We start from the raw sequence: 25464 nt of genomic DNA on the forward strand, positions 1-25464 counted from the left end.
ACACCTTTTAAAGTAAATACATGTATATAACTTCAGAGATCGATTTTAAGACAAATAAAAAAAGACGAGCGTTGCTCGTCTTTTTTTATGCGTTATTATAATTTAATAACGTTAGCTGCTTGAGGTCCACGGTCGCCTTCAACGATTTCGAATTCAACAGCTTGTCCTTCTTCTAATGATTTGTAGCCGTCTTGGTTAATTGCTGAGAAGTGTACGAATACATCGTTTCCGCCTTCTACTTCGATAAAACCAAAACCTTTTTCTGAGTTAAACCATTTAACTGTACCGTTATTCATAATAAAAATCCTCCAAGTGCTTTTGCACAAAAATTTGTAATCTGTCTAAAAAATCAAAAGGAGTAAATTCAAAAGAATAAAACTACAAATCAATTTCACGAACTAAATTACTTAATACCTAGTATAACGAATAATCAGACCTTTGTATACCCCTATTTTCAAATAAATATATTTTGCACTTTATTTTTAGTAATATAATCCATTTGAAATATATAATTTAATTGAATATGAAAAATGACAAAATCGTTATATTAAAATGCATTTTTGTAACTTAAAAATATAGCGAACAAATCAAATAACTTTTACATTATAGATAGTTACTTTAAGGAGGTAATAAGTATGAACAGGTTTGTAAAAGTACTTCTAAATATCTTTGTTATCATTATCATTGTTTTTATCGGCCTTTTTGGCTGGAAAGTTTATGCAGAAAAACATTCGGACAATCCTGATGTTGTTAGTTTTGCCAAATTAAATCCGCTCATTACTAATGAAGCATATTATGTAAAAACTCAAAAGCCAACAAAAGTTGAGCACAACAAAAGTGATGATGGAGAAACTCTTGTCACATATAATTATAAGCAAAATGGATATAACAAAAAAGGTGAAAAAAGACATTTAGATTTTAATGGTTTTGGTGAAAAACCATTAAAAACAAATCATTACTTAAAATTAGACACCGAACTTGGGCATGTCCAAAGTTATAAAGAAGTGCCTAAAAACAAAGTACCTAAAAAAGCATTCAATCACCTTTAAACATCACATTATGAATCAAAACAATACACTTAATAAAAATATTATTTTGATGAGCTAATAATATAATAATGCGCACAAGATAGAATTATTTATTTGCAAAATATGTTTTCTAACTTGTGCGCTTTGATTGTAATTTTTTAGTGACTACACCCTAGTTATTCATTCTTTTGACTATTTCATGCTTAATAATCATTAATGCTTGGCTATACTTAGAACTTGTATTTTCTTGAGTGTTAATAATCAAAATGTCTACTAAATCATCATTATCCATTTGAACTAATTCTTGCCGAAATTGATCGATATTTTCTACTAATCTCTTATGGTTAGGCTGATACTTATCTATAACATAATATTGATCAGCACCAAGTCCACCCTCTTCAATCATTTTAGAAATTTCATCCGTGCGCATCTCATTAGTTCTATCAATTTTGATATCTTTATTGTAATAATTAACCATACATATCCCCCACTTCATTCACAAAATCCATCTCATATTAAGGTTACATGCTATCTTTTTGACACTAAACGTAAAACAATAAATCATGCCGTACCACTTACAATAAAATAAAATTACTCCAAAAGTTATATATTACATCTATACCCTGAAATGATATTTTAAACTTTAATTTAGATCATTCTTTTTTATACTTATAATTCAAGGAAGTAATTTAATAAATTTATAAAATATTATCGATTCTCTATATCGTTTCTAAAAACACCGAAACCATATACATCATCTCCTTATAATGAACCTATTTTATATCTATCCTTTTTAAAAATTTTCAAAACATTTCATTATTTTATACTATCAAAATACATTATATTCTATGAGTATAAGATGATATCGTCTAACAGTTCATTATTCCTTATTGGATTGAAGATGCATAAAACAGATTCCTAAGTTTTGATAGTAATACCACCATAATAACATTCATAAATACAAAAATTGCTGAATGATAAAATAAAGACTGAGACAACATTTGCCTCAGTCTTTAATACTTCTAATATTTTCTACCATTTTAATGCTCATAATCGCTTTTTTGCTTCGATGCCAATCCATATATTTGTTACTAAACCGACAATCCCCATAAATAATGATGGTATAACAGAATGATTGCTAGTATAAAACGTCACTAAAAACATAAGTAAACCAGTTATCATACTGATTAATATAGATGAAAATTTCATTGGATTACTCCCTTTTTTCGCTATGTTAATTTACATTATTCCTATACTGAAATTCATTTAAAATGAAATAAAGACAGTCTGTTGCATAGTTTTAAAAAATTGGGCATCACAAATACAATAACTTTTTATTTATAAAATATAGAAAATCCCACTAAACCACATCTTTGCGTTTTTCAACTTAATATGTATGCAATCACAAATAAGATAATCGAAATAATGAGTGACATTAACCAAAACGGAGAACTCACTAAATCTTTATACGCTTGATCTGGTGCATTACGCATTTTCAACCGAATAAATTTGATTCCTAAATACAACGCTTCAACAAAATTAACTATTAAAACAATGCTTAACAGTATCATTGACATGACTGAACCCCCAAGATATCGTCTCATTTAATCCACATCGTACCATAAGATTTTTAATAATTAAATATATATAAAAATATTAATTCAAATTTTTATTACAACCTAAAAACATATGTGTTATTTTATAATTAACATTGTACGTGGTTATTTTTAAAATTATATGGGCTAAATATCATAAAGTTGGAGGGGTATTGTGCAACTATTTTTACTTACACTTTTAGGTATTATTTTCGTTTTTGTATATGCTTCAAATTCAACAATACTTTTACATATCAAACTTATTAGACGAGCTAAAAAAGAAGGTACGGCAGCAATGAATGGTAAACAATGTCGCTTTATGTGGTGTTTGTTTGCAGTTATGGCAACAGGATTTTACCTATTATTACTTAATTCAAATTTGTAATCGAATAATCAAAATATGGTAACTTTCTACCATAAATGAGCAATGATATAGTTGAATTAAAACTCGAACTGTAAAAAGTATGTTTCTAAAATACTGTATAATATAATAAAAACAAAAATAGTAAAGGAGTCATCATATGAAATTTGTAAATTTAACAGCTATGACAGAAAAAGGCCTAAACAAGAAAGTTAATGAATTCTTAGAGGAAAATCCCTATATCGAAATCATTAAATTCGATTATCAATTAGGATATAGCAGCTGTGGCGTAGGTATTCTTTACAATAAAGTTAAGTCTCAGTCTTAAGTTTATTGTATAGGAAAATATGTTTAGACTTCTATATAGCATTACTTATTTGTTCATTTACAAACCTATTTTCACGAACGGCTAATAAAATAATTGTAAAACGGTCATAATTATAGTTAACAAACAAGCTAATAACATAACATTTTGAGCTCTATGAGTGTCCTGATTTCCATTTTTATATTCCTTTATTACAAATAGCCAAGAAAGAATAACTAAAATCCCTAAAATAATGCCAATCGTTTTCATTTTACCTCTCCTAAAATGTACTGTATAACTTACTATTATTCGCTCAAGTTCAAAAAGATACTTCGAATTATATTTTTATAATATCATACATTTTAAAACGTGAATTGTTTGTAAATAATCTAACTTATTGTAATTGAAAATATCACAATTTAAACTATACTTGTAATAAAAACAAAAGCTGAAACATAATAATGTTTCAGCTATGAATATCTTATGGAAAGTAGACGATTGTGTATACATCCACATCATAATATTTAAATTTTTGTTAATGCTATTCAAAATGACATCACTGTAAGATTATCACAATAGTAATACCTAAAATGTCTTATTTTTGAAAAACTTTAAAATTAACACGTTTACATAATAATAAACTACCCGCAATCAATGAGATACTGGCTAAAAAAATGGTTAGTGTTCTATTATCTGAAATCATGCCTGTATTAGGTAATGCTTTTATTGTATTGTGATTCACGCTATTTTTTGAATTTTTTACTTCAGAGTTAACTTTTGAGAAATCATTATTTTTTGAAGCGTCTAACTGCTGATTTTTATTAAATCGCTCACTTTCTGCTCCTGGATTTTTAGGGTTTAAACCACCTTCATCTTTTAATTTTTCATTTACTGCATTATTGTGCAAGGATGTCTCACTATTAGATTTATGATTAAATTCATTCGTAGCATCTTCTAATTCTTTTGGCTCTTCAACCTCTGCTATATCTTTATGCGGAAATACATTTGGTTCTGTAAAACTTCCATCCTTATGCAAGATACCATGAGGTATTTTCTTCGTACCATCCTTTAATTCTATCGGTTTTTCAACCTCTGCTATATCTTTATGCGGAAACACATTTGGTTCTGTAAAGCTTCCATCCTTATGCAAAATACCATGAGGAATCTCTTCACCATTTGCCCCTTGACTGCTAAATTGTACAACTGTCATTAATAAAGCTGTAGATAATAGTACCTTTTTCATTTTAAAACTTCCTTTCTAATAGAGTTATTGTAATATGAATATCTCACTCATTTTTACTGTTAAAGTGAATATTCGTAATATAAAATTTTCCTTAACTACCAAGAAGTTATCTGTTGTATGTATACAATATATTTTATACATTAATAACAAATATTTATGGAATTATTACTAATTACCATAATATTGCAAGGAGTCATTTATTAGGGTAATATTTCCGTTTAAGTAAAAATATAGATAGAAAATAGTAATAATATGTAAGTTTTAAATTTAAATATTGATAATATCAAATCTGTCAAAATGTTTAAGTCAAAATAAAAAAAGCTGGAAACTGTACCTTAGCAATGTTCCCAACTCTTTTTATATGATTAAATATGATTCAATCTTATTTTAAAATGGTATTTTAGGTGTTTATAATTTCTCATAACACTGATTTTCAAATTTTATTAGTCTATTCTGATTGTGCTTTTATATAAAAGATACACTCTTCGTTTTATCAATAGTAGGTAAACCTTTAATTAAACGTATTATTCACTTGATTTTGCTTTATGAATTTTCAAAATTATAAATATAATAACAATTGTTATGGTAATGAAATCAAAAGAATGTGTAAAAGCTTGCCCAAATTCTTTATCTTGCCAGAAATAACGAATTACGAATAAAAGCGTTGAATGCATAAACAATGCAATAAACATGTATATCACTGGTTTATCAAGTAATAGACCAAAAACAAATACAAATAACAGCATTATTATAGTAAGTATCAGCATGACTATGTTTGGCATAGACATATTAAAACTCCAATCATATAGTATTTTAGTCTTACTCTTCTAGAAACCTTTACGTTTAATTTGTCTATATGTAAAAATACCAAAAATAATGACAAAAGCGAATTGTACAGTTTTAATTAGAGGTGAGCTAAATTCTAATATTTTAATATGCAGCATTGTTCCAATAATAGGGGCTATAAAATTAAAACTAAATAATATTAGACATATACCAACTAATACTTGTTGTGATTTAGGCATGTTTATCACTCCAAATTATAAAATTATTGTTAAGAATGTTGATACTTCCACTGAGGGTGACCCATTATTTAATGATGTAACAATATCATCATCACTAAAAATACAGTGCTAAATTTCAAAAAATATTTTCTGATTTATTCTAATATGCTTATGACCCAATTGATACTTTTTCTTAATAAACGTACATAAACATTTAGTTGAATTATATTATTTCATAAAAAATAACCGCACCAATTAAGATACGGTTATATAAATATATGACTGCTTGATAAAATTCCAAAAAAATCTTATCTAGCTTTTTGCATCACTTTACTTAATTAACGCTTACAGTAATTTCAATATCAATCGTGTGTTTTAGTGCTTTCGAGTACGGGCAATAATTATGCGCTTTTTCAACGAACATCTCCGCTTCTTCTTGGCTGAGATCTTTAAGTAATACATCTAATTCAGCTGCCAATTTCACACCACCATCAGATTTATCTGGCAATAAATAAGCAGTCGCACGTACTTCTGGCTCAATTGTACCTTTGCCTGCACCTTTCAAAATATGCATTAGCGCATTGTTAAAACAAGAGCTGTAACCTGCTGCAAATAACTGTTCAGGGTTTGACTCTGTAACGCCGTTGCCACCCATTTCTTTTGGAACAGCTAAGTCTTGATAAAATGTATTATCTTCACTAAAAACTTTTCCATCTCTTCCTCCATTACTTATGACAGTTGTTTCAAATAATGGTTTTGCCATGAAAATCACTCCAATAATTTTTTGAAATTCAATAATAATGATTAATTAATCGTTTTACATATCAAATTAAGATTAATCTAATTGTATTCTATCATTAATTTTTAGATATTTAAAATCATAAGTGTTAAATTGTCATTTGTCTCTACTCATTAAAAAATAGGACAAATACATAAGTAAAAGTCCTATTTGGCTAAAACACTTTCAATTGTTCGCTATGTATTACAAAACTCGCCAACACTTCTGCTAATAGGTAGTTATATTATGTATAAAGACAAGAAGAACTCGTTTCTAAAACCTAAAACACTAAGTTCAAAACTATAGCTATTAAAGCTAAAATAATCGCTATATAACCTAGTTTAAATTTAGCTAATACTCCATAAACACCAACAAATAAAATTCCTAAAGTTGTACATAAAGAAGCCACATCTGAATTTATTTGAAAGGCAAAAACAACAAGACTAATGAAGAAAAATATAGAAGAAATAATCAAAGAAATCATAGAAAAAATACCACGATTTTTTTCATTCATAATAAAAAGCTCCTTTCACTTTTTAAAATATAAAACAATATTGCATTATTGACGTTGAGCTTCTGAACTCTTAACTTTTATAATAATGTTTAGAATACCAAGCCACAAAAATTGCAAACAATATAAAATAAACTCCAAACCATGTGTCTAAATGGTCTTGATTCATTTGTTTATATGCAAAAAATACTAAAAACATCCCTAAAATCACTTGTACAATAAGTAAAAACCATTTCAAATAACCCACTCCTTTACATTTTTCATTATTTCACAATATAATTAATCAAAATATTTTTATTTATAAAATAAAATAGGGCAAACACATTATGGTACTGATCTTAGTATCAATACAAGAGAAAACTCCTTTCTAAAAGAACAAAATCTCTATTAAACCTAAAATAAACAAAACTGCACCTACTGATAAGTAAAGAACTTCAGTTTTTCCTTCTTTTTTAGTTTCAATCCAATAATTTAAGATAAGTATTAAACCTACAACGGATAAAGAAAAAGGAAAATTTATAAGACCTGTTAAATCCAATATTGTTAATATGGAAGTTACTATAATTAATAAAATCAATATATTAGATATAACATTTAAACTCTTCATTACAACACCTCATTTTTCAAACATTTACATTGTTATTTTTTCCAATTCCTTTATTAACGTTGATCTTCAGAACTGTTTACAATTAATAATTTTTTCGTATAAACATATATTCTATTTTTTATCTTTAAACTTTTTAAGCACAAAGGAAAATGGTGTCATAACGAATGCAAAAAATGATGAAGAAATTAGATTTGCATACATATCAAATTCAATTGGTAATACTAAATCCAATAGGGATTTCAAAACAAAAAATGAAACCCAAAAATATATAAAGGACAAAAATATCTTCAAAATACAACCCCTTTTTAGCAAACTTTATTTTAGTCTAATTAATCTAAATTCTAATATAAATATAACAAAAATAGGGTGAGCAGATAAGTGTTTGCCCATTGCATGTCCACTCCTCAAATCAAAGGTAACGGGTTAAATATTAAAATAATGATAATAAAAAACCATACCAAAGAGGTGAAACATAAGTTTCCATTATTGCTGCTAGTAATACAATTGGTAAATAATAAAGAATATAGCTTTTAATACTGTCAATTAATATTATGTAAATTGGTTTCATTTTAGTAGGTTTTTTTCTGAATAAATTCATTAACTTACTAATAATAACTTTGTTAATAACATAAAGTATTGAAAGCATTAAGCTTGAACTATAAATTTCAATTAATAGATGCGGCAAAAATCCAAGAAACAGCCTTATTCCATCCGTGAAATTATATGCAAAGTGTATGCCAATTAACATACCTAATGAAAAAACAGTTGATAGCATATTCAAATAATATAAAAATGGTATTGGTATAATAGCAAGTATCAGCATTATGAAAGGTAAAATGAACCCATTATTAAAAAAATATGTAAATAAACCTACTAGTTTAAATTTGTGCTCGTCATTTATACTAGCTTTTGAAAAATCGCTAAAATCATCTATCATCAAGCCAAGAATGTAAAATATGAAAATAATTGCTACAGTTATACCTACAGTAAATATGAAAAATTTATTAGCCCTTTTCATAAAACTTTTTTCAATGGATAACATAATCTTCTCCTTATATTTTATGTAGTTCATAACAAACCGTATACTAACATACTATTAATAAAACAAACCTTTTATAATCTTCGGTCATTTCTAAATTTCATAGACTTAACAACTAAATAAACTACATTTACTCCCATTACAAGAACATAAGGTATTAATATAAATAAATTTTCTAATTGTGAGATGAAAATAAGTCCGAGTAAGAAAATACATTTAACATAGTTGGCATAATAAATCCTTGATCTAGTTCACCCTTCCTTTTCAAATCAATAACACTCCTTTGTGATATTAAAATCAATTTATTACTGATTGTATAATATTTGATATTAACACATAAAAATAGGGCGAGCACATAAGTGCCTGCCCGAGCAGTTTTGAATTAACTATAAAAATAGTTAGAGTGATTTCATAAAATAACACAATTATAAATAAGAAGGTGATATTTTAATTTGTGAAGCGTCCCCGAAGGAACCCTAAGGGATAAAGTTCTGGAGGAACTTCATGCACAATTATATTATACGCAATTAAATAGTACAATAATATTTACAGTATCTTAATACTACTCATTTGATTTAGTCTTATTGATTTTCAAAATAGTAAAGATAACTACGATAGTTATCGTAACGAGGTCAAATGATCTTGTAAAAGCTTCCCCTAATTCTTTATTTTGCCAGAAATAGCGAATGATAAATAAAAGTGTTGAGTGAATGAATAGTATTATAAACATATATATCATGGATTTATCCAAAATCATACATATAATAATCATCATTGTAACTGCAATTATAGTGAGTAGTAACATTACTACATAAGGTGCAGACATATTTATTTCTCCTTATTTAAATAAATAGCTAAGAATGCCATACCTATACAAAACCACATACCGAATATTGCTATCCACATAACTAATCCACCTTTTCTATATATTCCAATAGTACATTCCCAATTAAAACAACTATAGCAATATCTGCTAGTATAATTGGTATGTTAAATGGTACTGAGAAATTTAATAATAAAGTCCCTATGTAAAAAATAGCTATAGCAATAAAAAACTGTATTACAACATGAAATAATTTATGCCCTCTCATTTTCATGAAAAATAGTCCTACAAACAATACAAAAAGTAATGATAAATATAATGTAATACCAGTTAAACCCATTAACTCTTCTGATTGGGAGTTAATATGAAAGAATGGTATAAAAGTTAACATCCTATTTATGAATAACAGAATACCGCAAAAGACTATAATACCAACGAAATGAATACCTAAACTCTTAATGAATAATAATAATTTATTTTCTGATTTCTTAGAACCAATCGATAAAAACAAATCTATTATAGCAGCTAACACAATTATTAATATAAATACTATTAAATAAAATTGGGAATACTTTCCCATAAAAAGGTCAATAAAAAAGCCTAGAACATCGTACAATCCACTTAACATAGCTTCCTCCTCATACTTTTCTTTTTTAATAATATTGAGGATAACTCAAAAATATAATAACATATTTTTCAAAAACTTATATTGCCTAAATGTATAAATTTTATTTCTAAATAAATGTAATTATAACAAAACCACCTAACAGAACTTATAGTAGTGTGTACATTTTAGAGAACTACATTTATTTAAATAACCTATTAATATCAATAAATATTTGATAGTGTGATATTAGTTATATAAACAATCTTTATTAATGGAGGAAACATGCTTAAAATTTATGATGCTACTTATATCAAAAGAACATTAAGCTTTTTAGCTATAACATTATTGATTTTTATCATCACTTTTATTCTGGCTATTATATTTAGTCCTTCTACTGAAACCATTAAAAACATATTTAATGGTATACCTAAAAATGTGGCCAATGCAGAAGGTTTACAAAAAGTTTGGGAATATATATTAAACAATGGCTTTAGAGTTCCTTTTCAAATGCTGATACTAGCTATCATTCCAATTCCTTTTTTATATTATTTAAATATAATCAGTACAACAATTTCTCCTGCTATAGCTTTAGGATTTGCAGTTAACTTTGATAATTATAAAGGAATTATGCTAACCATATCTACAATCCCTCACTTCTTGATAGAAATATTAGCATTTTGCTTTGTTGCTAGTAGCCTATTTAAATTAAATCAATCTATTATCAGAAAGATTTGCAATCTTTTAAGAAAAAACAAGAAACAGAATTTTTCTATCAAACTAGCAATAACTAATTTAATAAAAATTTACATTTTTATTGCTTTACCTTTATTTATAGTAGCAGCATTCGTCGAAAACTATTTATCAAAATTAATACTTGATTTACTCACTTAAAATAACAAGCCCACTATCATTGATAATGGGCTTATTTCTAATCTTCCAAAGGAATATCATCTATAATTTTAGTTCTATTGGGGTACTTCTTATCCATTTTCTCTTCTACTTCAGTCATCCTACTCACCAATATTAATGATTACTGGTGTACCTCCTATTAGTTCATGCTTATCTGTAAAAAGTGTATTGTATTTGCCAAGTAGATCACGCGCTTTTAATCGGTCACTTATCTTAATAGGTACTTCAACCATCTCAACACTTTCGTTGTAAATGATATTGTACTTGCCTGTATCTGGGTTCTTAACGTATTCGCCACGTTTAGTGACTACCTCTTTCATTTCTTTTTCTTCCCCAACGGCTGCATTAGATAGTAGATGTAGTATCTCATTCGCAGAAAGCACTTTATCATCAATAACCTTATTTTTATCTTCATAGATATAGTTTCTTAAATAGGTTATAACGTTGTTTATGAGCACTTTGCTACCTGAATCATTCCTTTGATGATAATTGTATTACAGTTTTTAGATAAGTATACATAAACTACGCTTCTATTCACTCCCCGCAATTCCTAAATCACAAAAAACCCCTCAAGCCTATGCTTAAGGGGTTTCATCATTCTATTCTGTTATTCCCACTCGATGGTACTTGGGGGCTTAGATGTAATATCATAGACAACACGGTTCACGTGGTCTACTTCATTAACGATTCTGCTTGAAATTTTTTGTAAGACTTCCCAATCAATACGCGCAAAGTCACTTGTCATACCATCAATGGATGTCACTGCGCGAATACCAACAGTATGATCATACGTCCGGTAGTCTCCCATGACACCTACAGATTGAATACCAGGTAACACTGTGAAGTATTGCCATATATCGCGTTCAAGACCTTCTTCACGAATGACTTGTCTTAAAATCGCATCTGATTCGCGTACGATTTCAAGTTTATCTTCTGTAATTTCACCCAGCACACGAATACCTAAACCTGGACCTGGGAAAGGCTGTCTCCATACTAAGTGTTCTGGAATACCTAATTCGATACCTAATTCACGTACCTCATCTTTGAATAATGTATTAATAGGTTCAATTAATTGGAATTCCATATCTTCAGGCAATCCGCCTACATTATGATGTGATTTAATCGTTTGTGCTGTTTTTGTACCTGATTCAATAACGTCTGTATACAATGTACCTTGCGCTAAGAAATCTACACCTTTTAGCTTAGATGCTTCATCATCAAAGACATAAACGAATTCATTACCAATGATTTTACGTTTTTGTTCCGGATCTGACACACCTTGCAATTTGTTCATAAAACGTTCTTGAGCATCGACACGAATGATGTTCATGTTGAAGCCCTCACCAAATTGTTCCATGACCATGTCGCCTTCACCTTTACGTAATAAACCATGGTCTACGAAAATACATGTTAATTGGTCACCAATCGCTTTGTGTAGTAATACAGCAACAACAGATGAGTCTACACCACCACTCATTGCACATAGCACCTTGCGATCACCAACAAGTTCGCGGATTTTTTCAACTTCAATATCAATAAAGTTTTCCATTGACCATTCACCAGTACATTCACACACACGACGTACGAAGTTACGTAATAAATCGTTACCAAATTCAGTATGACGTACTTCAGGATGGAATTGAACACCATAGATACGGCGTGATTTATCTTCAATTGCTGCATAGTTTGTGCTTGGACTATCTGCAATCACTTCAAAACCTTCTGGGATTTCGATCACTTTATCTGAATGACTCATCCAAACATTTTGTTCTTCAGGAAGTCCGAAGAATAATTCATCCGTTTTCGCATTAATCACTGCTTTACCGTATTCTCTTTCATTGGCACGTTCAACTTTGCCACCTAACAATTTAGTTGTTAATTGCATGCCATAACAAATACCTAGAATAGGAATACCTAAATTGTAAATTTCTGGGTCAATCGTAAAAGAGTTCTCTTCATATACTGAATTTGGTCCTCCTGAAAGGATAATCCCTTTCGGATTCATGCGTTTAATTTCTTCAATGCTGATTTCATGGTCGTGCAGTTCACTATACACACCCATTTCACGTATACGACGTGTAATTAATTGGTTATATTGGCTACCAAAATCTAAAACAAGTATGAGCTCTTGCTCTTTCGCCATTTCCATAACTTTAAATCTCCTTTTAACTTAGAATGAATAATTTGGTGATTCTTTAGTAATTTGCACATCATGTGGGTGACTTTCTGCTAATCCAGCAGGTCCCATACGTGTGAATTGTGCTTCTTCTCTTAATGCTTCTAAGTTTCTTGAACCAGTGTAACCCATACCTGATCTCACACCGCCCATAAGTTGGTAAATCGTATCTTGTAATGGACCTTTATAAGCAATACGACCTTCAATACCTTCAGGCACGAATTTTTTAGGGGCTTTATCTTCTTGGAAGTAACGATCGTTAGAACCACTTTCCATTGCGCCTAATGAACCCATACCTCTATATACTTTATATTGTCTACCTTGGAATACTTCTGTTGCGCCAGGGCTTTCTTCAGTACCTGCAAGTAAGCTTCCTAACATCACAGCGTGTCCACCAGCTGCCAATGCTTTGATGATGTCTCCTGAGAATTTAATACCACCATCAGCAATAATAGCTTTTCCATGTTTACGTGCTTCTGTTGCACAGTCATACACGGCTGTAATTTGTGGCACACCTACACCAGCAACAACACGAGTCGTACAAATTGAGCCAGGTCCAATACCTACTTTGACAACATCTGCACCAGCTTCGTATAAAGCTTTAGTACCTGCAGCAGTCGCAACGTTTCCGGCAACTAATGTCACTTGTGGGAATTTTTCTTTAATGTGTTTAACCTGTTCTAAAACACCTTTAGAATGTCCATGAGCTGTATCAATAACTAAGGCATCTACACCCGCTTCAACTAATTTTTCAGCGCGAATATCTGTATCTTTTGCAATACCAATCGCTGCACCAACTAGCAATCTGCCAAGTTTGTCTTTAGCAGAATTTGGGAATTCAAGTACTTTTTCAATGTCTTTGATTGTGATTAAACCTTCTAATTTACCATCTTTAACTAACGGTAATTTTTCTATTTTATGTTGCTGTAATAGTTCTTCAGCTTCATCTAAAGTAGTGCCTACAGGTGCTGTAATTAAGTTTTCTTTAGTCATAACATCTGAAATCTTAATAGAGAAATCTTCAATAAAACGTAAATCACGGTTTGTTAAAATACCGACTAATGTTCTGTCTTCTTCATTGTTAACAATAGGTACACCTGAAATACGATATTTGCCCATTAATGCCTCTGCTTCATATACACTTTCTTCTGGCGTTAAGAAGAATGGGTTTGAAATAACACCATTTTCTGAGCGTTTAACTTTTTGAACTTCATCTGCTTGATCTTCAATATTCATATTTTTATGAATGACACCTAGGCCACCTTGTCTAGCCATTGAGATTGCCATTTTAGATTCAGTTACAGTATCCATACCTGCTGAAATAACAGGGATATTTAATTTAATACCTTCTGATAATTGAACGCTCAAGTCTACTTCTTTCGGCAATACATCTGATTCTGCTGGTAACAATAACACATCATCAAAAGTTAAAGATTCTTTTTCAAACTTATTTTCCCACATATGAATACAGCCTCCTAATATTTGTTTTATAGCTCCATTATTCCATAGTTTCTATGTTTTGTTGATTCTTAATGCCGTTAAAAAAGAAATTCAAAACAATTGCTGAAATCGCACCGAGTACAATACCATTTTGAGTTAACCATGCGAATTGGTCTCCTAAAGCTTGAAACGCTTGTGGTACTGCACTTATACCCGTTCCTAGTCCAACTGATACCGCGATTACCAATAAATTATTTTGATTTTTGAAATTAATATTACCTAATATACTAACACCATATGCCATAACCATGCCAAACATTGCTATCATTGCGCCACCTAATACTGGTAGTGGAATCATATTTGCTAAAGCACCTAATTTAGGGATACAACCACAAATAATGAGCAAGATAACCATGCCATAGATAACTTTGTTCTTTTTAGCACCAGATAATGATACTAAGCCTACATTTTGAGAATAAGCAGTATACGGGAATGCATTAAAAATAGATCCTAAGATAATCGCAATACCTTCAGCTGTATAACCTTTACGAAAATCTTTTCTTTCCAATTTCTTACCTGTAATTTCACTTAATGCATGGTAAACACCTGTTGATTCTATCAGACTGACTAACGCAACAATAAAGAATACTAAAGTTGCGCCAAAATCAAAGCTGAATGTTGAAAATCTAAATGGTTGTGGTAACGAAAACCAATGTGCTTCACCAACTTGTTTCACATCAACAATGCCAAATATTGACGCTAATACTGTACCTACAATTAAGCCAATCAAGATGGCAATAGATTTTAAGAAACCTGTTGTAAAACGTTGCACAATTAATATGACTATTAATGTAATTACACCAAGTAAGATGTTTTTGGCATCACCAAAATTTTTAGCACCTTCTCCACCTGCTAAATAATTCATCGCTACTGGCATCAAATTGATACCTATAATTGTAACGACACTACCTGTTACAACTGGTGGAAAGAATTTAACTAAATATGAAAAGAATGGAGCAATGATGACAACCAATATACCTGATAAGAAAAGGGAACCATATAAATCACCTATGCCTTTGGTTTGCCCGATTAAAATCATCGGCGCAACGGCAGTAAATGTACAACCTAAGACGATAGGCAATCCGGTGCCTGTGCCTTTCCAAACTTGTAAAAATGTGGCTACACCACACATAAAAATATCAACAGTGACTAAGAAGGCAATTTGTTCTGGAGTAAAATCTAAGCTTGTCCCTACAATAATTGGTACGAGTATGGCGCCTGCATACATCGCCAATAGATGTTGTAAACTTAAGATAAATGTCTTCATGATTGTTCCTCAACAAATGTCACTTTATTTCCACTTAGAGAAGCAACTTTACATAAAGACGATACTTTCAACCCTGCTGTTTCTAAACGTTCTCTGCCTGGTTGGAAGCTCTTTTCAACTACAATGCCTACGCCAACAGTTTCAGCATTGGCTTGTTGAACAATTTCATTTAAGCCTAATGATGCATCACCATTAGCTAAAAAATCATCAACAATTAATACGCGATCATTTTCGTCTAAAAATTCATCTGAAACCACTACAGTACTCGTCGTATTTTTAGTGAATGAATGGATATCAGCTTGATATGTATTTTTCGTTAACGTGCTAGGCTTTGCCTTTTTAGCAAATAAGCATGGTACATCAAAATGCATTGCTGCCATGATTGCTGGTGCAATACCAGATGCTTCAATCGTTAATACTTTAGTAATCCCTTCATTTTTAAATTGATTATAAAACGTTAGTCCTACGTCGTGCATCAGCTTTGCGTCTATTTGATGATTTAAAAACCCATCTACCTTCAAAATCTTCTCATCAATGACGACACCGTCTGCCTCAACTTTCCGTTTTAACAAATCCACTCAAAAAACCTCCTCATTTTTTATACAAAAAAAATCCTAAACTAACTTAGTTTCAGGATCTATGAGTGAACGTGCAATACTATAAAGAACTGATAGCCTTCAACATTCATTTCCCTAATTATGTAGAAATTGAAAACACGACAATTGTTTTAGAAGAATATATTAATCACTTCATTTCCCAAATCAAACTTTAAAACGATTGAAGTTGAATGCTTTGTATTGTATTGGTTACCCATAGTCATGTCGTTAATGGCAACATGGTAGAAACTTCTAGAGCCATATTCTCTAGATTATATGAGTTAGATAAATTATTAACTGATGATAGCAAATTTCGGCATGATTTTCAACACGAATATTATAAGTAAGCGCTTTAAAGAAGGAGATTTATTAATAATCAATTATGTTAGTAACCGCTTTCTTTACTTTTAAAACAAGATTGTCAGATACGCCACTTCATTATATAATAAATATATATTCGTTTTACCTAGTAGTTAATAGGGAAAGTATTAGATAAACAATAGAAAAGTGGACGGAGGGACAGTTAATGGCTGATTTTACAATCGTACAAAGTAAAGACGAAATACTACCAACTATCCAGCAAAAATTGTCAGAAGGATATGTTGAATCTGAAATTTCAGTAATTAGTAAGACAAAACTTCATTTTGACGAATTACATGATTCTGAAGTAAACCTAACAGCAACGAGTGGCTCATTCAGTGACAAAATGGCTAAAATTTTAACTGGCGAAGACGGTGAAGAAACTGTTTTAGCTTATTATGATATTAGCGATGATGATAAAGAGCGTTATAAAAAAGAGATCCTTGATAATAACTATCTCGTGATTGCAACTAAAGATAACTCTTCTCATGAAGAAGTACAAGAAGCAAATGCTGCATATACAAGTAGTGCTATTAAAGATAAGCATTACGCAGAAGAAACAGATGGACCAAAATCCTAATCTACGCTCAAGTAAAGTGTGATTTATACTATTATTTTAATAAGATCACAAAATACTTTAACATAGCTACTTAACATTATAGACTACCTTTATAAGGAGCGAACGCAGGAAATCACTTTGTATTTTGTGGTTTCTGTCTCGCTCCTATTTTATTCCTTTTATAAATGACCCATAGAATATTTTTAAAAATTATTTCCACTGATTTCCATTTATTTACTATGTTATAATAAACGCATTATTATTGGAGGGCATCTATTCATGGATTTTAAGACTATCAAATCAATTGATGATCCATTATTTAAAGCAGCATTAAAACTATATGATGGACAATTCGACATTGATTTATCTGAAGATGAACAAATATTTAAACAATCTTTAAAAAATGAACATACCAAAGATGATTATATCTTTTTAGTAGGCTTACAGTCAGATAAAGTTGTTAGCTTAGCAACTGCACATTATGAAGCGACAACAAATTCTGCATTTTTAATCTATCTGATTGCAAATGATCAATCGGACCACGATGAATTAATTACAAATACTTTGGCACGTATAGAAAAGGAAATTAATTATTTATCCAATCAATTACATGAACACGATGTAAACTTTATTATGCTAGAAGTACCTAAAGAACCAGAACTTGTTTCAGAAGATGAGCAACAAGTGCTCAGTAACAGACGCGAGTTTTTATTTAGCCATGGTTTTGAAAGACAATATGATTTAGATTATCTAGCCCCAAATTTAGACGGATATTCAGAAGGATTACCTAAAGATTTGTTTATCAAATCTAATATAGAACTGACAAAAGACATATATGGGCCAAGTATTAAATCAAACTATATATTAAAGTATGTATTTGCGAACAGAATTTCTAGAAGTATTATTTACCCATTATTAGAAGAAATGGATTTACGTAAATCATAGTGTACACCACTTGAAATCACTGTTAAAACAGTTTAGACTAACATAGAGGTAAGACTGACGTTTCACTAACCGAAGACAAACGTCCGTATACATAAAATCACTTATGAAAGGACTCATTTCTATGTTAACTAAAGAATTTGCACAACGTGTTGAACTAAGTGAAAAGCAAGTCCGTAAAATCGTTCAACATTTAGAAGAACGCGGTTATCAACTTAGTAAAACCGAATACCGTGGCCGCGAAGCCACAGATTTCCAAGAAGAGGATATTGAACTCTTCCAAGATATTGCTGAAAAAGTGAAGCAGACAAATAGCTATGATTTAGCCTTCGAAGAACTTGAAAAGGAAAAAGATTTTCTACAGGTATTAGTCAAAGAGGATGACAACAACCTACCTTCAGATCAAAATGTGTCTTTACTCGTAGAAGATTTACGTACCGAAATTCAAAATATGCGTGACGAACGCCAAATGCTCGGACAAATGATTAATCAAGTGCACCAACAACAGCAAGAATTGCATAAAATGCAAGATCAAATTACATCTAAACTAGAAGAAAATACAGAATCACTGAAAGCAATTCAATCATCTACAGATGAAATTAAATCTACACAAAGTGTCATTCAGGATTCCCAAAAAGAACAAACAGAACTTGTGAAGTCTAATGTCGAATCTGAACGCGTGCATACAAATCAAAGTTCAATTAATAATGAAGCGAATGCATTCACTGAAAATACAACTGAGCAAGCAAATACGAAAGCAACACCTGAAAAAGCGACTGACACAGCAGATGCTCATACAAATACAGTTTCTGAAAATGTATCAACACAAACTGCCGATGAAGAAATCACACAAATTAGCGAACAACCTTCGACACAATCAGCAAATTCAGAAACTAAAAAGCAAGCTGCTGAAGTAAATTCAGCCGATAAAACAGATGACCAAATTGAACAAGATACACATAAAGAAACGTCTGAAGCTGAACAACAAACAGATCATAACAAAGAAACCGCATCAGCTTCGTCTACTACAAATGAGTCAGACGCACAACAAGCAAACACGTCTCAAGAAACAACGTCATACGCTTCACCACTTGCTAAAGAAGAGCGCAAAGAAGAACGTAAAGGATTTTTCGCACGCCTCTTTAATTTATAAGTTAAAGATGATACCAAAGCCAAAAAGTCTTTGGTTAAAAAACGTCAATTTCTATTGAAATCGTATAGAAATTGACGTTTTTTGTTTTGCATAAAATTTCACAGTTTGTGATATAGCTATTATTCAAAAATTACAGCGCTATTTTGACTTTACTAAGGTCACTTTAAACTATAATATTACTCGAATCGAAATTCGTATTAAAATATCTACCAGCTTTTCTAAATCAAAAATTGTGTTTACTTCATTATCTTCTTTTAATGGCTTATTTAGTTTCTAAATCAAAAATTTTCCTTAATTTCATCCTAATTGAATTTCTATCTGATTTAGCCACAAACGCCTTGACACCATATTCTACCTAGATTTATAGCCCTTCCGATTCTGCTTCAAAAATAAAGTCATATAAATTTTATAATTTTTTTGAGTAATTGACTTGAATATTATTCGTTTTGCTACTATCCTTAGTATGCGTATCGGATTTAACAAAATAAATTAAATAAAAGAAAGTGTAGGTCTTGTTTTTATGTTATTAACAATTTTAAACATCATTATTTTTGCGGCCTTCCTTATCGGATTATATGTAATGGCAAGAAGACATGTTTCGTTTCCTAAACGTGTCTTTACAGCTTTAGGCATCGGGATTGTCTTTGGAATTGCTATTCATTTAATTTACGGTGTGGATTCAAAGGTCACTAAACAAACCACAGATTGGTTTAGTATAGTTGGAGATGGCTATATTTCATTCTTACAAATGATTGTTATACCTTTAATATTTATTTCAATCGTTTCCGCATTTACTAAAATTAATATTGGAGAAAAATTTGCTAAAATTGGCATCTATATCTTCATTTTCTTAATTGGGACTGTAGCAATTGCGGCAATTATCGGCATTATCTCAGCACTTGTCTTTGGCTTAGACGCATCTACGATTGATTTAGGTAGTGCCGAAAGCTCAAGAGGTAGTGAAATCGCAAGTCAAGCTAAGGATATGACAGCTAACACGCTACCACAACAAATCTTAGAATTATTACCAAGTAACCCATTCTTAGATTTCACTGGTCAGCGTACAACATCAACAATCGCTGTAGTGATCTTCGCTGCATTTGTTGGCTTTGCCTTCTTACGTGTAATGCGTAAACAACCTGAAAGTGGTCACTTACTTAAACGTGGTATCGATGCCGTTTATAATATCGTAATGGCAATTGTAACGTTTGTATTACGTCTAACTCCATACGGTATTTTAGCTATCATGGCGAATACAATCGCTACAAGTGATTTTGGTGCAATATGGACATTAGGAAAATTTGTAATCGCATCTTACGCGGCATTAATTGTAATGTATATCATTCACTTACTCATTGTAACTGGTATGGGACTGAACCCTGTTACATTTGTTAAGAAAACGTCTGAAGTATTGCTATTTGCATTTACTTCTCGTTCAAGTGCTGGTGCTTTACCACTCAATGTTCAAACTCAAAAAAATCGTTTAGGAGTGCCAGATGGTATTGCAAACTTCTCAGCTTCATTTGGTCTTTCTATTGGTCAAAACGGCTGTGCCGGCATTTATCCAGCAATGTTAGCAATCATGGTAGCACCGGCAGCTGGTGTCGAAGTTAATTTACAATTTATCTTATCTGTCATAGGCATTGTTGTGATTAGTTCATTTGGTGTAGCAGGTGTCGGTGGTGGCGCAACATTCGCATCTATCATTGTATTATCTACATTAAATTTACCTGTTGCATTGGCGGGTGTACTGATTTCAGTAGAACCACTTATCGATATGGGTCGTACTGCATTAAACGTTAACGACTCTATGCTTGCTGGTACAGGTACAGCTAAATTGACAAACAACTTAGATACTGACACTTATCATTCGAAAGAATACGGGGAAATCACAAGTTCATAATAAAAGACATCAATCACTATGAACTTCAGATATTTTTATAAATATAATTAAAGGTTGGAACGCTAGTCGTTCCAACCTTTTTTCATTTCTATACTTTTACTATATTATCAATTCAATTTTAATCATATTACTATTTTTGTCGTTTTATTGTTATCATCAGTTTTACGTAATTATAAATAAAGACAATAATCAAACTTAGCGATAATGATTTCAACAATAGGTTGACCCATGTACCGTTCGTAGTTAAGTAATACGTCACGATACTATTTATAACAAACACAATAAAAATAATCCCTAACTTCAGTAACATGTCTCCCACCTCTTTTAATTTAGTTTAGTGGGAAACATGCATTTTTTCAATTTAATTTTTCAATACCTTCAATAGATATATCTTTACTTTTTAAGATTCAACACTTGTTTGTCCAAATATTTTTTTCTTTATTGCTTCTCCAGTTGGCGTTCCAGCTAGACCTCCCAGTCCAGTTTCTCTCAACGATGCCGGCAAGTTGCGTCCTACTCTATCCATCGCCTCTATCACTTCGTCTACTGGAATTCTACTTTTTATTCCAGCTAATGCTAAATCAGCTGAGATTAAACCATTGCCTGAACCAATAGCATTACGCATAACACAAGGTATTTCAACTAACCCTGCCACAGGGTCACAAACTAACCCTAATAAATTACTGATAGCTAATGCCATCGCATGACCACTTTCTTCAGGTGTTCCACCAAATATCTCAACTGCTGCAGCTGCTGCAATTGCTGAGGCTGACCCCACCTCTGCCTGACATCCACCAATAGCACCTGCCACACTTGCATTGTTTGCGATAATTTTGCCACATAGTGCTGCAGCAAATAAAAAGTCAATCATCTGCGCTTCTGTTAAACCGTGTGTTTTTTCTAACTTGAATAATATGCCTGGTATTGTACCTGATGAACCAGCAGTTGGTGTTGCACAAATGATACCCATCGCAGCATTCACTTCATTTGTCGATATTGCACCTTTTAAAGCTTCTACCATATCATGTCCAGATAAAGCATGGTAATCTTCATTATATCGATCTAGTTTCACTGCATCATGTCCAGTATAACCTGTTACACTTTTCACACCATCTCCAGAAAGTCCCTTTTCTAACGCTTCTCTCATAACATCAAGATTTTGTTTCATTAATGCACGAACTTCATCCCTTGAAATCCCTTTTAATTCCATCTCCTCATGAATCATCATTTCAGCAAATGTTGTGTTCTGTGCCACTGCATAATCTATAATTTCTCGCATTGAATGATACATATTGCCACTCCTCTAACAAATATATGAAAAATTTAATTCTTTATATTTCTCACGTAATTCACTTAAACTATCTACATCTAAAGCTTTATTTAAATGTAATGCCAATAAACATTTGTCAATATTAATTGTTTTAATTTCTTCATTAATATCTACTTCATACTCAATCAAGTCATTAATCAAATGGTTAATTAAAGAAATATTAGCTTCTCCATCTACAACCAAAATAGGCAATGCATGATGCATGAGGATACAAAGCCCATCCACGTGGATACTTTTAATTTTAATTGTACCTCCACCAATTGAAATACCATTAATTTCTACATGTCTTCCATTACCATCTAATTTAATTAATGCGCAGTTCGGATGTTCACCCAAGCTAGCACTTGTTTCTTCTATAATTTCTATATCAATATTTTGTGCTTCCGCAAATGTGATAGCGTCTTTAATTCGCTCATCAAATGTGCTGAAACCCATTGACCCACCAATAATTGCTAAATCTGTTCCGTGACCCTTGTGCGTGGAGGCAAATGATTCATAATAATGAATCACAATCTTTTGAGGTTCAGACTGTAATACTGTTCGCGCAGCATTGCCTATTTTCACTGCACCTGCAGTGTGAGAACTAGATGGGCCCATCATAATAGGACCAATAACATCAAAAGCACTTTGATAATCTTGTTTTCTTGCCATTCTTCTCTCTCCTTAATTGGTCTGTTTTTTCATTCTAGGTAGATTGAAATTCAAGCTAGTCATATTAAATTTATTAATCATTTTTCCTATAACTAGACTTAATAAAATACTAGTAATTGATACCGTAATAATCGTAATCACAGATTTAATCGGGTCATTAAATCCAAACAATACAATAGCACCGGCAATTGGCGTCGCCATACCTGTCACGTTGATTACTAATCCACTAAATGTGACGATACATGCGTTTACAACACCAATAAGTGCATTAGTACCATAGAGTTGCAAAGGATACTTCGCAATAATATCTATTTGGGTTAATGGTTCAACTGCAACAGCGAAAGCTTTGGAAGCGTTACCTATTTTTAATTGTTTAAACATAATGAAATTGACAAATGAGCTACCTGTACATGTCAGTGCACCAATCGCCATAGGCAAACCAGTTAGTCCTAATAAGCTTGTTAATACCATGGAACTAAGTGGTGTCATACCTGTAACAGGAATAATAAGACCTAAAATAATTGCTAATACATAAGGATTGTTGTCACCAACAGCTGTCACGGCACTACCAATTTGTTTTAATAAAGCGATAACACCTGGGCTCATAATACTTGCAAGAAGGAAAGAAACAGCAGGAGCAAATAAAATTACAGTTATTAAATCTAAGCCCTCTGGGACTTTTTTTTCTAAAAATTTAATAGCAAATGAAACCAAATAAGCAGCTAAAAAAGCGGGTAATAATTTAAAATCGTGAAGTACTAAACCAACGATTACAGCAAAAACTGGCGAGACACCTAATTTTAAACAAGTAAGAAAACCGACTGCTACACCACTTAAACTACCGGCTAAGTCACCAATTTCCTGCAAAAACTTAATGTCAAAGACGCCACCAATGGCATAACTTAAAAATGCTTGTGGTAAGAATGTTGCACAGGCAGCACCCGACAATGCTTGTAGCCCTTTCTTACCATAAGGTGCAAAATTTAAAAATAACGTCATAGCTAACAATACAATGAGTAGCGTTCCTACACCTAAAATAATATCCATTTCCTCAAACCTCTTTCTATTTTTCATTGATATCTATCATTTTTTATTTCCAACCACATCATAAAACTTTGTGAAAACACTTACAATGGCAAAAAACAGACTTTTATGAAATATTTGTGAATAAATTCACAAAATAATGAATTTTATATAATATAATAATACATTTGTTATATTGTTTGTTATATTAAGTTAATGAATTTGAGAAAGATAATAAGTTTTCACTAAAATAACCGTTCAATAGCTGCAATAATTTGAACAAATGACTGAATTGGTACTAATATCGTAACTAAGCACTATCATTGTGTAACGAACTCCTAAATGACATAAAACAAAAACCGTCAATTTCTATTATTATTGCAATAGAAATTGACGGTTCTTTTTTAGACCAAAGTATTTATTTTACAAGTACTTAACATATGGACAGTTAAATTTAATGAAACAGTCGATTTAATTTTAAACTTTTCATTTTGATTGTTTTCCTTAACACTGACTGTCTTTGCTTCTATTTTGTTAACAGAAAATTGATCCTCACTTTTAAATATTTATTATCTTGGTTTAAATGGACCCCAAGTAATTTTTTGTTTACTATCTAACGGAATGTTATCAATTGTATTCGAAACATCATCAAACCATTTTAAAAATGCAGGATTTTTGTCTAAATGCGCTTCAGCACTATCTTCGCTAATATCATGTAAATACCACGCCTTACTTTCAAATTCATATTGAATCTGTGAATATGCGAGCCGAGTTAAATTAACACTATCATATAAGCAGTTCACATGCTTCACGAGATTAGGTGCTTGTGAAATTAAACTATTTGATATGGTTCTTTTATGGGTTTGATTATCTAAATCATTCCACATTCTTAACTGGCCATCCATTTGAAAGAATATATCTATCGTAGAATCGTTTTCGTTAAATGAAATAAGAATAAATATACGTTCTGCTGTGTGATCAACGGAATTAATAGCTCCAACAACTAACTTTTGGGCCAATTTCACCCAATAGGCTTGAGCTTCTTGAGGGGTTAGTTTACTGCTAGAAGAATAAATATATTGCTCTTTAGCTTTATGATTTCCATGCGTTTTCTTACCAAAAAATTTGTCAAACATGCTCAACATAACCAACCCCTTTCTATGATATGACCTTTTCATCATAAGTGACACGCAAC

General features: G+C 31.2%; 31 protein-coding genes, 1 pseudogene and 1 riboswitch. Of the genes and pseudogenes, 8 read left to right on the plus strand and 24 right to left on the minus strand.

Going from position 1 to position 25464, the window contains the following annotated elements; genetic code table 11:
* Positions 1-95 precede the first annotated feature (95 nt).
* On the minus strand, positions 96-296 hold the full coding sequence (gene cspD, locus KA883_RS06040; protein WP_019469926.1) for a cold-shock protein CspD: 201 nt from the start codon (positions 294-296) through the stop codon (positions 96-98).
* 339 nt (positions 297-635) lie between these two features.
* Here cspD and KA883_RS06045 point away from each other — a divergent pair, with 339 nt between their 5' ends.
* Positions 636-1049: a YxeA family protein gene (locus tag KA883_RS06045; RefSeq protein WP_046207030.1), complete on the plus strand. Its 414-nt coding sequence runs from the start codon at positions 636-638 to the stop codon at positions 1047-1049.
* Between the two features lie 151 nt (positions 1050-1200).
* On the opposite strand, the gene KA883_RS06050 is transcribed toward KA883_RS06045, so the two are convergent.
* The 3 genes from KA883_RS06050 to KA883_RS06060 form a co-directional block, all read right to left on the minus strand.
* Positions 1201-1506 (minus strand): hypothetical protein, encoded by a 306-nt coding sequence (locus tag KA883_RS06050; protein ID WP_046207031.1) that lies wholly within the window; start codon positions 1504-1506, stop codon positions 1201-1203.
* Positions 1507-2075: 569 nt separating this feature from the next.
* Positions 2076-2237 carry a hypothetical protein gene (locus KA883_RS06055; RefSeq protein ID WP_155390637.1) on the minus strand — a complete coding sequence of 54 codons (162 nt, stop codon included), beginning with the start codon at positions 2235-2237 and terminating at the stop codon, positions 2076-2078.
* A 173-nt stretch (positions 2238-2410) separates the two neighbouring features.
* Positions 2411-2605, minus strand: coding sequence for a hypothetical protein (locus tag KA883_RS06060; RefSeq protein WP_046207032.1), 195 nt, complete (start codon positions 2603-2605; stop codon positions 2411-2413).
* A 193-nt stretch (positions 2606-2798) separates the two neighbouring features.
* On the opposite strand from KA883_RS06060, the gene KA883_RS06065 reads away from it, so the two are divergent.
* Together KA883_RS06065 and KA883_RS06070 are read left to right on the plus strand one after the other, a co-directional pair.
* A complete protein-coding gene (locus KA883_RS06065; protein ID WP_046207033.1) occupies positions 2799-3008 on the plus strand; it encodes a hypothetical protein in 210 nt (69 codons plus the stop codon).
* A gap of 136 nt (positions 3009-3144) precedes the next feature.
* The gene (locus tag KA883_RS06070) at positions 3145-3312 is read left to right on the plus strand and encodes a hypothetical protein (protein ID WP_164987248.1); all 168 of its coding nucleotides are present in this window, start codon (positions 3145-3147) and stop codon (positions 3310-3312) included.
* A gap of 81 nt (positions 3313-3393) precedes the next feature.
* Here the strand turns inward: KA883_RS06070 and KA883_RS06075 are convergent, their stop codons facing one another.
* The 10 genes and pseudogenes from KA883_RS06075 to KA883_RS06115 form a co-directional block, all read right to left on the minus strand.
* The gene (locus tag KA883_RS06075) at positions 3394-3558 is read right to left on the minus strand and encodes a hypothetical protein (protein ID WP_186821097.1); all 165 of its coding nucleotides are present in this window, start codon (positions 3556-3558) and stop codon (positions 3394-3396) included.
* Positions 3559-3883: 325 nt separating this feature from the next.
* Positions 3884-4531 (minus strand): hypothetical protein, encoded by a 648-nt coding sequence (locus tag KA883_RS06080; protein ID WP_046207034.1) that lies wholly within the window; start codon positions 4529-4531, stop codon positions 3884-3886.
* 827 nt (positions 4532-5358) lie between these two features.
* Positions 5359-5556 carry a hypothetical protein gene (locus KA883_RS06085; protein ID WP_046207035.1) on the minus strand — a complete coding sequence of 66 codons (198 nt, stop codon included), beginning with the start codon at positions 5554-5556 and terminating at the stop codon, positions 5359-5361.
* Between the two features lie 313 nt (positions 5557-5869).
* Positions 5870-6298, minus strand: a complete 429-nt coding sequence (locus KA883_RS06090) for an Ohr family peroxiredoxin (RefSeq protein WP_046207036.1) — start codon at positions 6296-6298, stop codon at positions 5870-5872.
* Between the two features lie 295 nt (positions 6299-6593).
* Positions 6594-6827: a hypothetical protein gene (locus KA883_RS06095; protein ID WP_046207037.1), complete on the minus strand. Its 234-nt coding sequence runs from the start codon at positions 6825-6827 to the stop codon at positions 6594-6596.
* Positions 6828-6897: 70 nt separating this feature from the next.
* Positions 6898-7062 carry a hypothetical protein gene (locus tag KA883_RS06100; RefSeq protein ID WP_182478106.1) on the minus strand — a complete coding sequence of 55 codons (165 nt, stop codon included), beginning with the start codon at positions 7060-7062 and terminating at the stop codon, positions 6898-6900.
* A 129-nt stretch (positions 7063-7191) separates the two neighbouring features.
* Entirely contained in the window at positions 7192-7431 is a 240-nt protein-coding gene (locus tag KA883_RS06105; protein WP_046207038.1) for a hypothetical protein, read from the minus strand.
* Between the two features lie 430 nt (positions 7432-7861).
* Entirely contained in the window at positions 7862-8473 is a 612-nt protein-coding gene (locus tag KA883_RS06110; protein ID WP_052722061.1) for a stage II sporulation protein M, read from the minus strand.
* A gap of 71 nt (positions 8474-8544) precedes the next feature.
* A pseudogene (locus KA883_RS13735) lies at positions 8545-8738 on the minus strand (hypothetical protein).
* 640 nt (positions 8739-9378) lie between these two features.
* On the minus strand, positions 9379-9921 hold the full coding sequence (locus tag KA883_RS06115) for a hypothetical protein (protein WP_046207042.1): 543 nt from the start codon (positions 9919-9921) through the stop codon (positions 9379-9381).
* Positions 9922-10182: 261 nt separating this feature from the next.
* Here KA883_RS06115 and KA883_RS06120 point away from each other — a divergent pair, with 261 nt between their 5' ends.
* Positions 10183-10791 (plus strand): stage II sporulation protein M, encoded by a 609-nt coding sequence (locus KA883_RS06120; RefSeq protein WP_046207043.1) that lies wholly within the window; start codon positions 10183-10185, stop codon positions 10789-10791.
* Between the two features lie 119 nt (positions 10792-10910).
* On the opposite strand, the gene KA883_RS06125 is transcribed toward KA883_RS06120, so the two are convergent.
* The 5 genes from KA883_RS06125 to xpt form a co-directional block, all read right to left on the minus strand.
* A complete protein-coding gene (locus KA883_RS06125) occupies positions 10911-11267 on the minus strand; it encodes a terminase small subunit (protein ID WP_230622999.1) in 357 nt (118 codons plus the stop codon).
* A gap of 149 nt (positions 11268-11416) precedes the next feature.
* Positions 11417-12958 carry a glutamine-hydrolyzing GMP synthase gene (gene guaA / locus KA883_RS06130; RefSeq protein WP_019469906.1) on the minus strand — a complete coding sequence of 514 codons (1542 nt, stop codon included), beginning with the start codon at positions 12956-12958 and terminating at the stop codon, positions 11417-11419.
* Positions 12959-12979: 21 nt separating this feature from the next.
* Positions 12980-14446 (minus strand): IMP dehydrogenase, encoded by a 1467-nt coding sequence (gene guaB, locus KA883_RS06135; RefSeq protein WP_046207044.1) that lies wholly within the window; start codon positions 14444-14446, stop codon positions 12980-12982.
* Between the two features lie 37 nt (positions 14447-14483).
* Positions 14484-15752: a xanthine permease PbuX gene (gene pbuX, locus KA883_RS06140; RefSeq protein WP_046207045.1), complete on the minus strand. Its 1269-nt coding sequence runs from the start codon at positions 15750-15752 to the stop codon at positions 14484-14486.
* On the minus strand, positions 15749-16330 hold the full coding sequence (gene xpt / locus KA883_RS06145) for a xanthine phosphoribosyltransferase (RefSeq protein WP_046207046.1): 582 nt from the start codon (positions 16328-16330) through the stop codon (positions 15749-15751). The genes pbuX and xpt overlap by 4 nt, the downstream gene beginning before the upstream one ends.
* Before the next feature lie 215 nt (positions 16331-16545).
* A riboswitch (purine riboswitch) is annotated at positions 16546-16648 on the minus strand.
* A 226-nt stretch (positions 16649-16874) separates the two neighbouring features.
* Between xpt and KA883_RS06150 the strand changes: the two genes are divergently transcribed.
* The 4 genes from KA883_RS06150 (at position 16875) to KA883_RS06165 (ending at position 21265) form a co-directional block, all read left to right on the plus strand.
* Positions 16875-17288, plus strand: a complete 414-nt coding sequence (locus KA883_RS06150) for a general stress protein (protein WP_046207047.1) — start codon at positions 16875-16877, stop codon at positions 17286-17288.
* 258 nt (positions 17289-17546) lie between these two features.
* Positions 17547-18212 carry a hypothetical protein gene (locus tag KA883_RS06155; RefSeq protein ID WP_046207048.1) on the plus strand — a complete coding sequence of 222 codons (666 nt, stop codon included), beginning with the start codon at positions 17547-17549 and terminating at the stop codon, positions 18210-18212.
* Positions 18213-18333: 121 nt separating this feature from the next.
* Positions 18334-19362: a hypothetical protein gene (locus tag KA883_RS06160; protein WP_046207049.1), complete on the plus strand. Its 1029-nt coding sequence runs from the start codon at positions 18334-18336 to the stop codon at positions 19360-19362.
* Positions 19363-19882: 520 nt separating this feature from the next.
* Complete coding sequence (locus KA883_RS06165) at positions 19883-21265, plus strand: L-cystine transporter (protein ID WP_046207050.1); 1383 nt, start codon at positions 19883-19885, stop codon at positions 21263-21265.
* 130 nt (positions 21266-21395) lie between these two features.
* On the opposite strand, the gene KA883_RS13580 is transcribed toward KA883_RS06165, so the two are convergent.
* The 5 genes from KA883_RS13580 to KA883_RS06185 form a co-directional block, all read right to left on the minus strand.
* Complete coding sequence (locus KA883_RS13580) at positions 21396-21575, minus strand: hypothetical protein (RefSeq protein WP_071562246.1); 180 nt, start codon at positions 21573-21575, stop codon at positions 21396-21398.
* Between the two features lie 90 nt (positions 21576-21665).
* Positions 21666-22556: an L-serine ammonia-lyase, iron-sulfur-dependent, subunit alpha gene (gene sdaAA / locus KA883_RS06170; RefSeq protein WP_046207051.1), complete on the minus strand. Its 891-nt coding sequence runs from the start codon at positions 22554-22556 to the stop codon at positions 21666-21668.
* Between the two features lie 12 nt (positions 22557-22568).
* Positions 22569-23246, minus strand: coding sequence for an L-serine ammonia-lyase, iron-sulfur-dependent subunit beta (sdaAB, locus tag KA883_RS06175; protein ID WP_046207052.1), 678 nt, complete (start codon positions 23244-23246; stop codon positions 22569-22571).
* A 12-nt stretch (positions 23247-23258) separates the two neighbouring features.
* Positions 23259-24293, minus strand: coding sequence for a PTS sugar transporter subunit IIC (locus KA883_RS06180; protein ID WP_046207053.1), 1035 nt, complete (start codon positions 24291-24293; stop codon positions 23259-23261).
* A 545-nt stretch (positions 24294-24838) separates the two neighbouring features.
* The gene (locus tag KA883_RS06185) at positions 24839-25405 is read right to left on the minus strand and encodes a hypothetical protein (RefSeq protein WP_046207545.1); all 567 of its coding nucleotides are present in this window, start codon (positions 25403-25405) and stop codon (positions 24839-24841) included.
* Positions 25406-25464 lie beyond the last annotated feature (59 nt).

This window comes from Staphylococcus sp. GDY8P54P (genome assembly GCF_017892645.1).
GTDB lineage: Bacteria > Bacillota > Bacilli > Staphylococcales > Staphylococcaceae > Staphylococcus > Staphylococcus ureilyticus.

What these genes read in the sequence shown, in the direction of transcription:
- cspD (WP_019469926.1), bottom strand. Translation starts at nt 296, where the DNA reads ATGAATAACGGTACAGTTAAATGGTTTAACTCAGAAAAAGGTTTTGGT.
- KA883_RS06045 (WP_046207030.1), top strand. Translation starts at nt 636, where the DNA reads ATGAACAGGTTTGTAAAAGTACTTCTAAATATCTTTGTTATCATTATC.
- KA883_RS06050 (WP_046207031.1), bottom strand. Translation starts at nt 1,506, where the DNA reads ATGGTTAATTATTACAATAAAGATATCAAAATTGATAGAACTAATGAG.
- KA883_RS06055 (WP_155390637.1), bottom strand. Translation starts at nt 2,237, where the DNA reads ATGAAATTTTCATCTATATTAATCAGTATGATAACTGGTTTACTTATG.
- KA883_RS06060 (WP_046207032.1), bottom strand. Translation starts at nt 2,605, where the DNA reads ATGTCAATGATACTGTTAAGCATTGTTTTAATAGTTAATTTTGTTGAA.
- KA883_RS06070 (WP_164987248.1), top strand. Translation starts at nt 3,145, where the DNA reads ATGAAATTTGTAAATTTAACAGCTATGACAGAAAAAGGCCTAAACAAG.
- KA883_RS06075 (WP_186821097.1), bottom strand. Translation starts at nt 3,558, where the DNA reads ATGAAAACGATTGGCATTATTTTAGGGATTTTAGTTATTCTTTCTTGG.
- KA883_RS06080 (WP_046207034.1), bottom strand. Translation starts at nt 4,531, where the DNA reads ATGAAAAAGGTACTATTATCTACAGCTTTATTAATGACAGTTGTACAA.
- KA883_RS06085 (WP_046207035.1), bottom strand. Translation starts at nt 5,556, where the DNA reads ATGCCTAAATCACAACAAGTATTAGTTGGTATATGTCTAATATTATTT.
- KA883_RS06090 (WP_046207036.1), bottom strand. Translation starts at nt 6,298, where the DNA reads ATGGCAAAACCATTATTTGAAACAACTGTCATAAGTAATGGAGGAAGA.
- KA883_RS06095 (WP_046207037.1), bottom strand. Translation starts at nt 6,827, where the DNA reads ATGAATGAAAAAAATCGTGGTATTTTTTCTATGATTTCTTTGATTATT.
- KA883_RS06105 (WP_046207038.1), bottom strand. Translation starts at nt 7,431, where the DNA reads ATGAAGAGTTTAAATGTTATATCTAATATATTGATTTTATTAATTATA.
- KA883_RS06110 (WP_052722061.1), bottom strand. Translation starts at nt 8,473, where the DNA reads ATGTTATCCATTGAAAAAAGTTTTATGAAAAGGGCTAATAAATTTTTC.
- KA883_RS06115 (WP_046207042.1), bottom strand. Translation starts at nt 9,921, where the DNA reads ATGTTAAGTGGATTGTACGATGTTCTAGGCTTTTTTATTGACCTTTTT.
- KA883_RS06120 (WP_046207043.1), top strand. Translation starts at nt 10,183, where the DNA reads ATGCTTAAAATTTATGATGCTACTTATATCAAAAGAACATTAAGCTTT.
- guaA (WP_019469906.1), bottom strand. Translation starts at nt 12,958, where the DNA reads ATGGAAATGGCGAAAGAGCAAGAGCTCATACTTGTTTTAGATTTTGGT.
- guaB (WP_046207044.1), bottom strand. Translation starts at nt 14,446, where the DNA reads ATGTGGGAAAATAAGTTTGAAAAAGAATCTTTAACTTTTGATGATGTG.
- pbuX (WP_046207045.1), bottom strand. Translation starts at nt 15,752, where the DNA reads ATGAAGACATTTATCTTAAGTTTACAACATCTATTGGCGATGTATGCA.
- KA883_RS06150 (WP_046207047.1), top strand. Translation starts at nt 16,875, where the DNA reads ATGGCTGATTTTACAATCGTACAAAGTAAAGACGAAATACTACCAACT.
- KA883_RS06155 (WP_046207048.1), top strand. Translation starts at nt 17,547, where the DNA reads ATGGATTTTAAGACTATCAAATCAATTGATGATCCATTATTTAAAGCA.
- KA883_RS06160 (WP_046207049.1), top strand. Translation starts at nt 18,334, where the DNA reads ATGTTAACTAAAGAATTTGCACAACGTGTTGAACTAAGTGAAAAGCAA.
- KA883_RS06165 (WP_046207050.1), top strand. Translation starts at nt 19,883, where the DNA reads ATGTTATTAACAATTTTAAACATCATTATTTTTGCGGCCTTCCTTATC.
- KA883_RS13580 (WP_071562246.1), bottom strand. Translation starts at nt 21,575, where the DNA reads ATGTTACTGAAGTTAGGGATTATTTTTATTGTGTTTGTTATAAATAGT.
- sdaAA (WP_046207051.1), bottom strand. Translation starts at nt 22,556, where the DNA reads ATGTATCATTCAATGCGAGAAATTATAGATTATGCAGTGGCACAGAAC.
- sdaAB (WP_046207052.1), bottom strand. Translation starts at nt 23,246, where the DNA reads ATGGCAAGAAAACAAGATTATCAAAGTGCTTTTGATGTTATTGGTCCT.
- KA883_RS06180 (WP_046207053.1), bottom strand. Translation starts at nt 24,293, where the DNA reads ATGGATATTATTTTAGGTGTAGGAACGCTACTCATTGTATTGTTAGCT.
- KA883_RS06185 (WP_046207545.1), bottom strand. Translation starts at nt 25,405, where the DNA reads ATGTTTGACAAATTTTTTGGTAAGAAAACGCATGGAAATCATAAAGCT.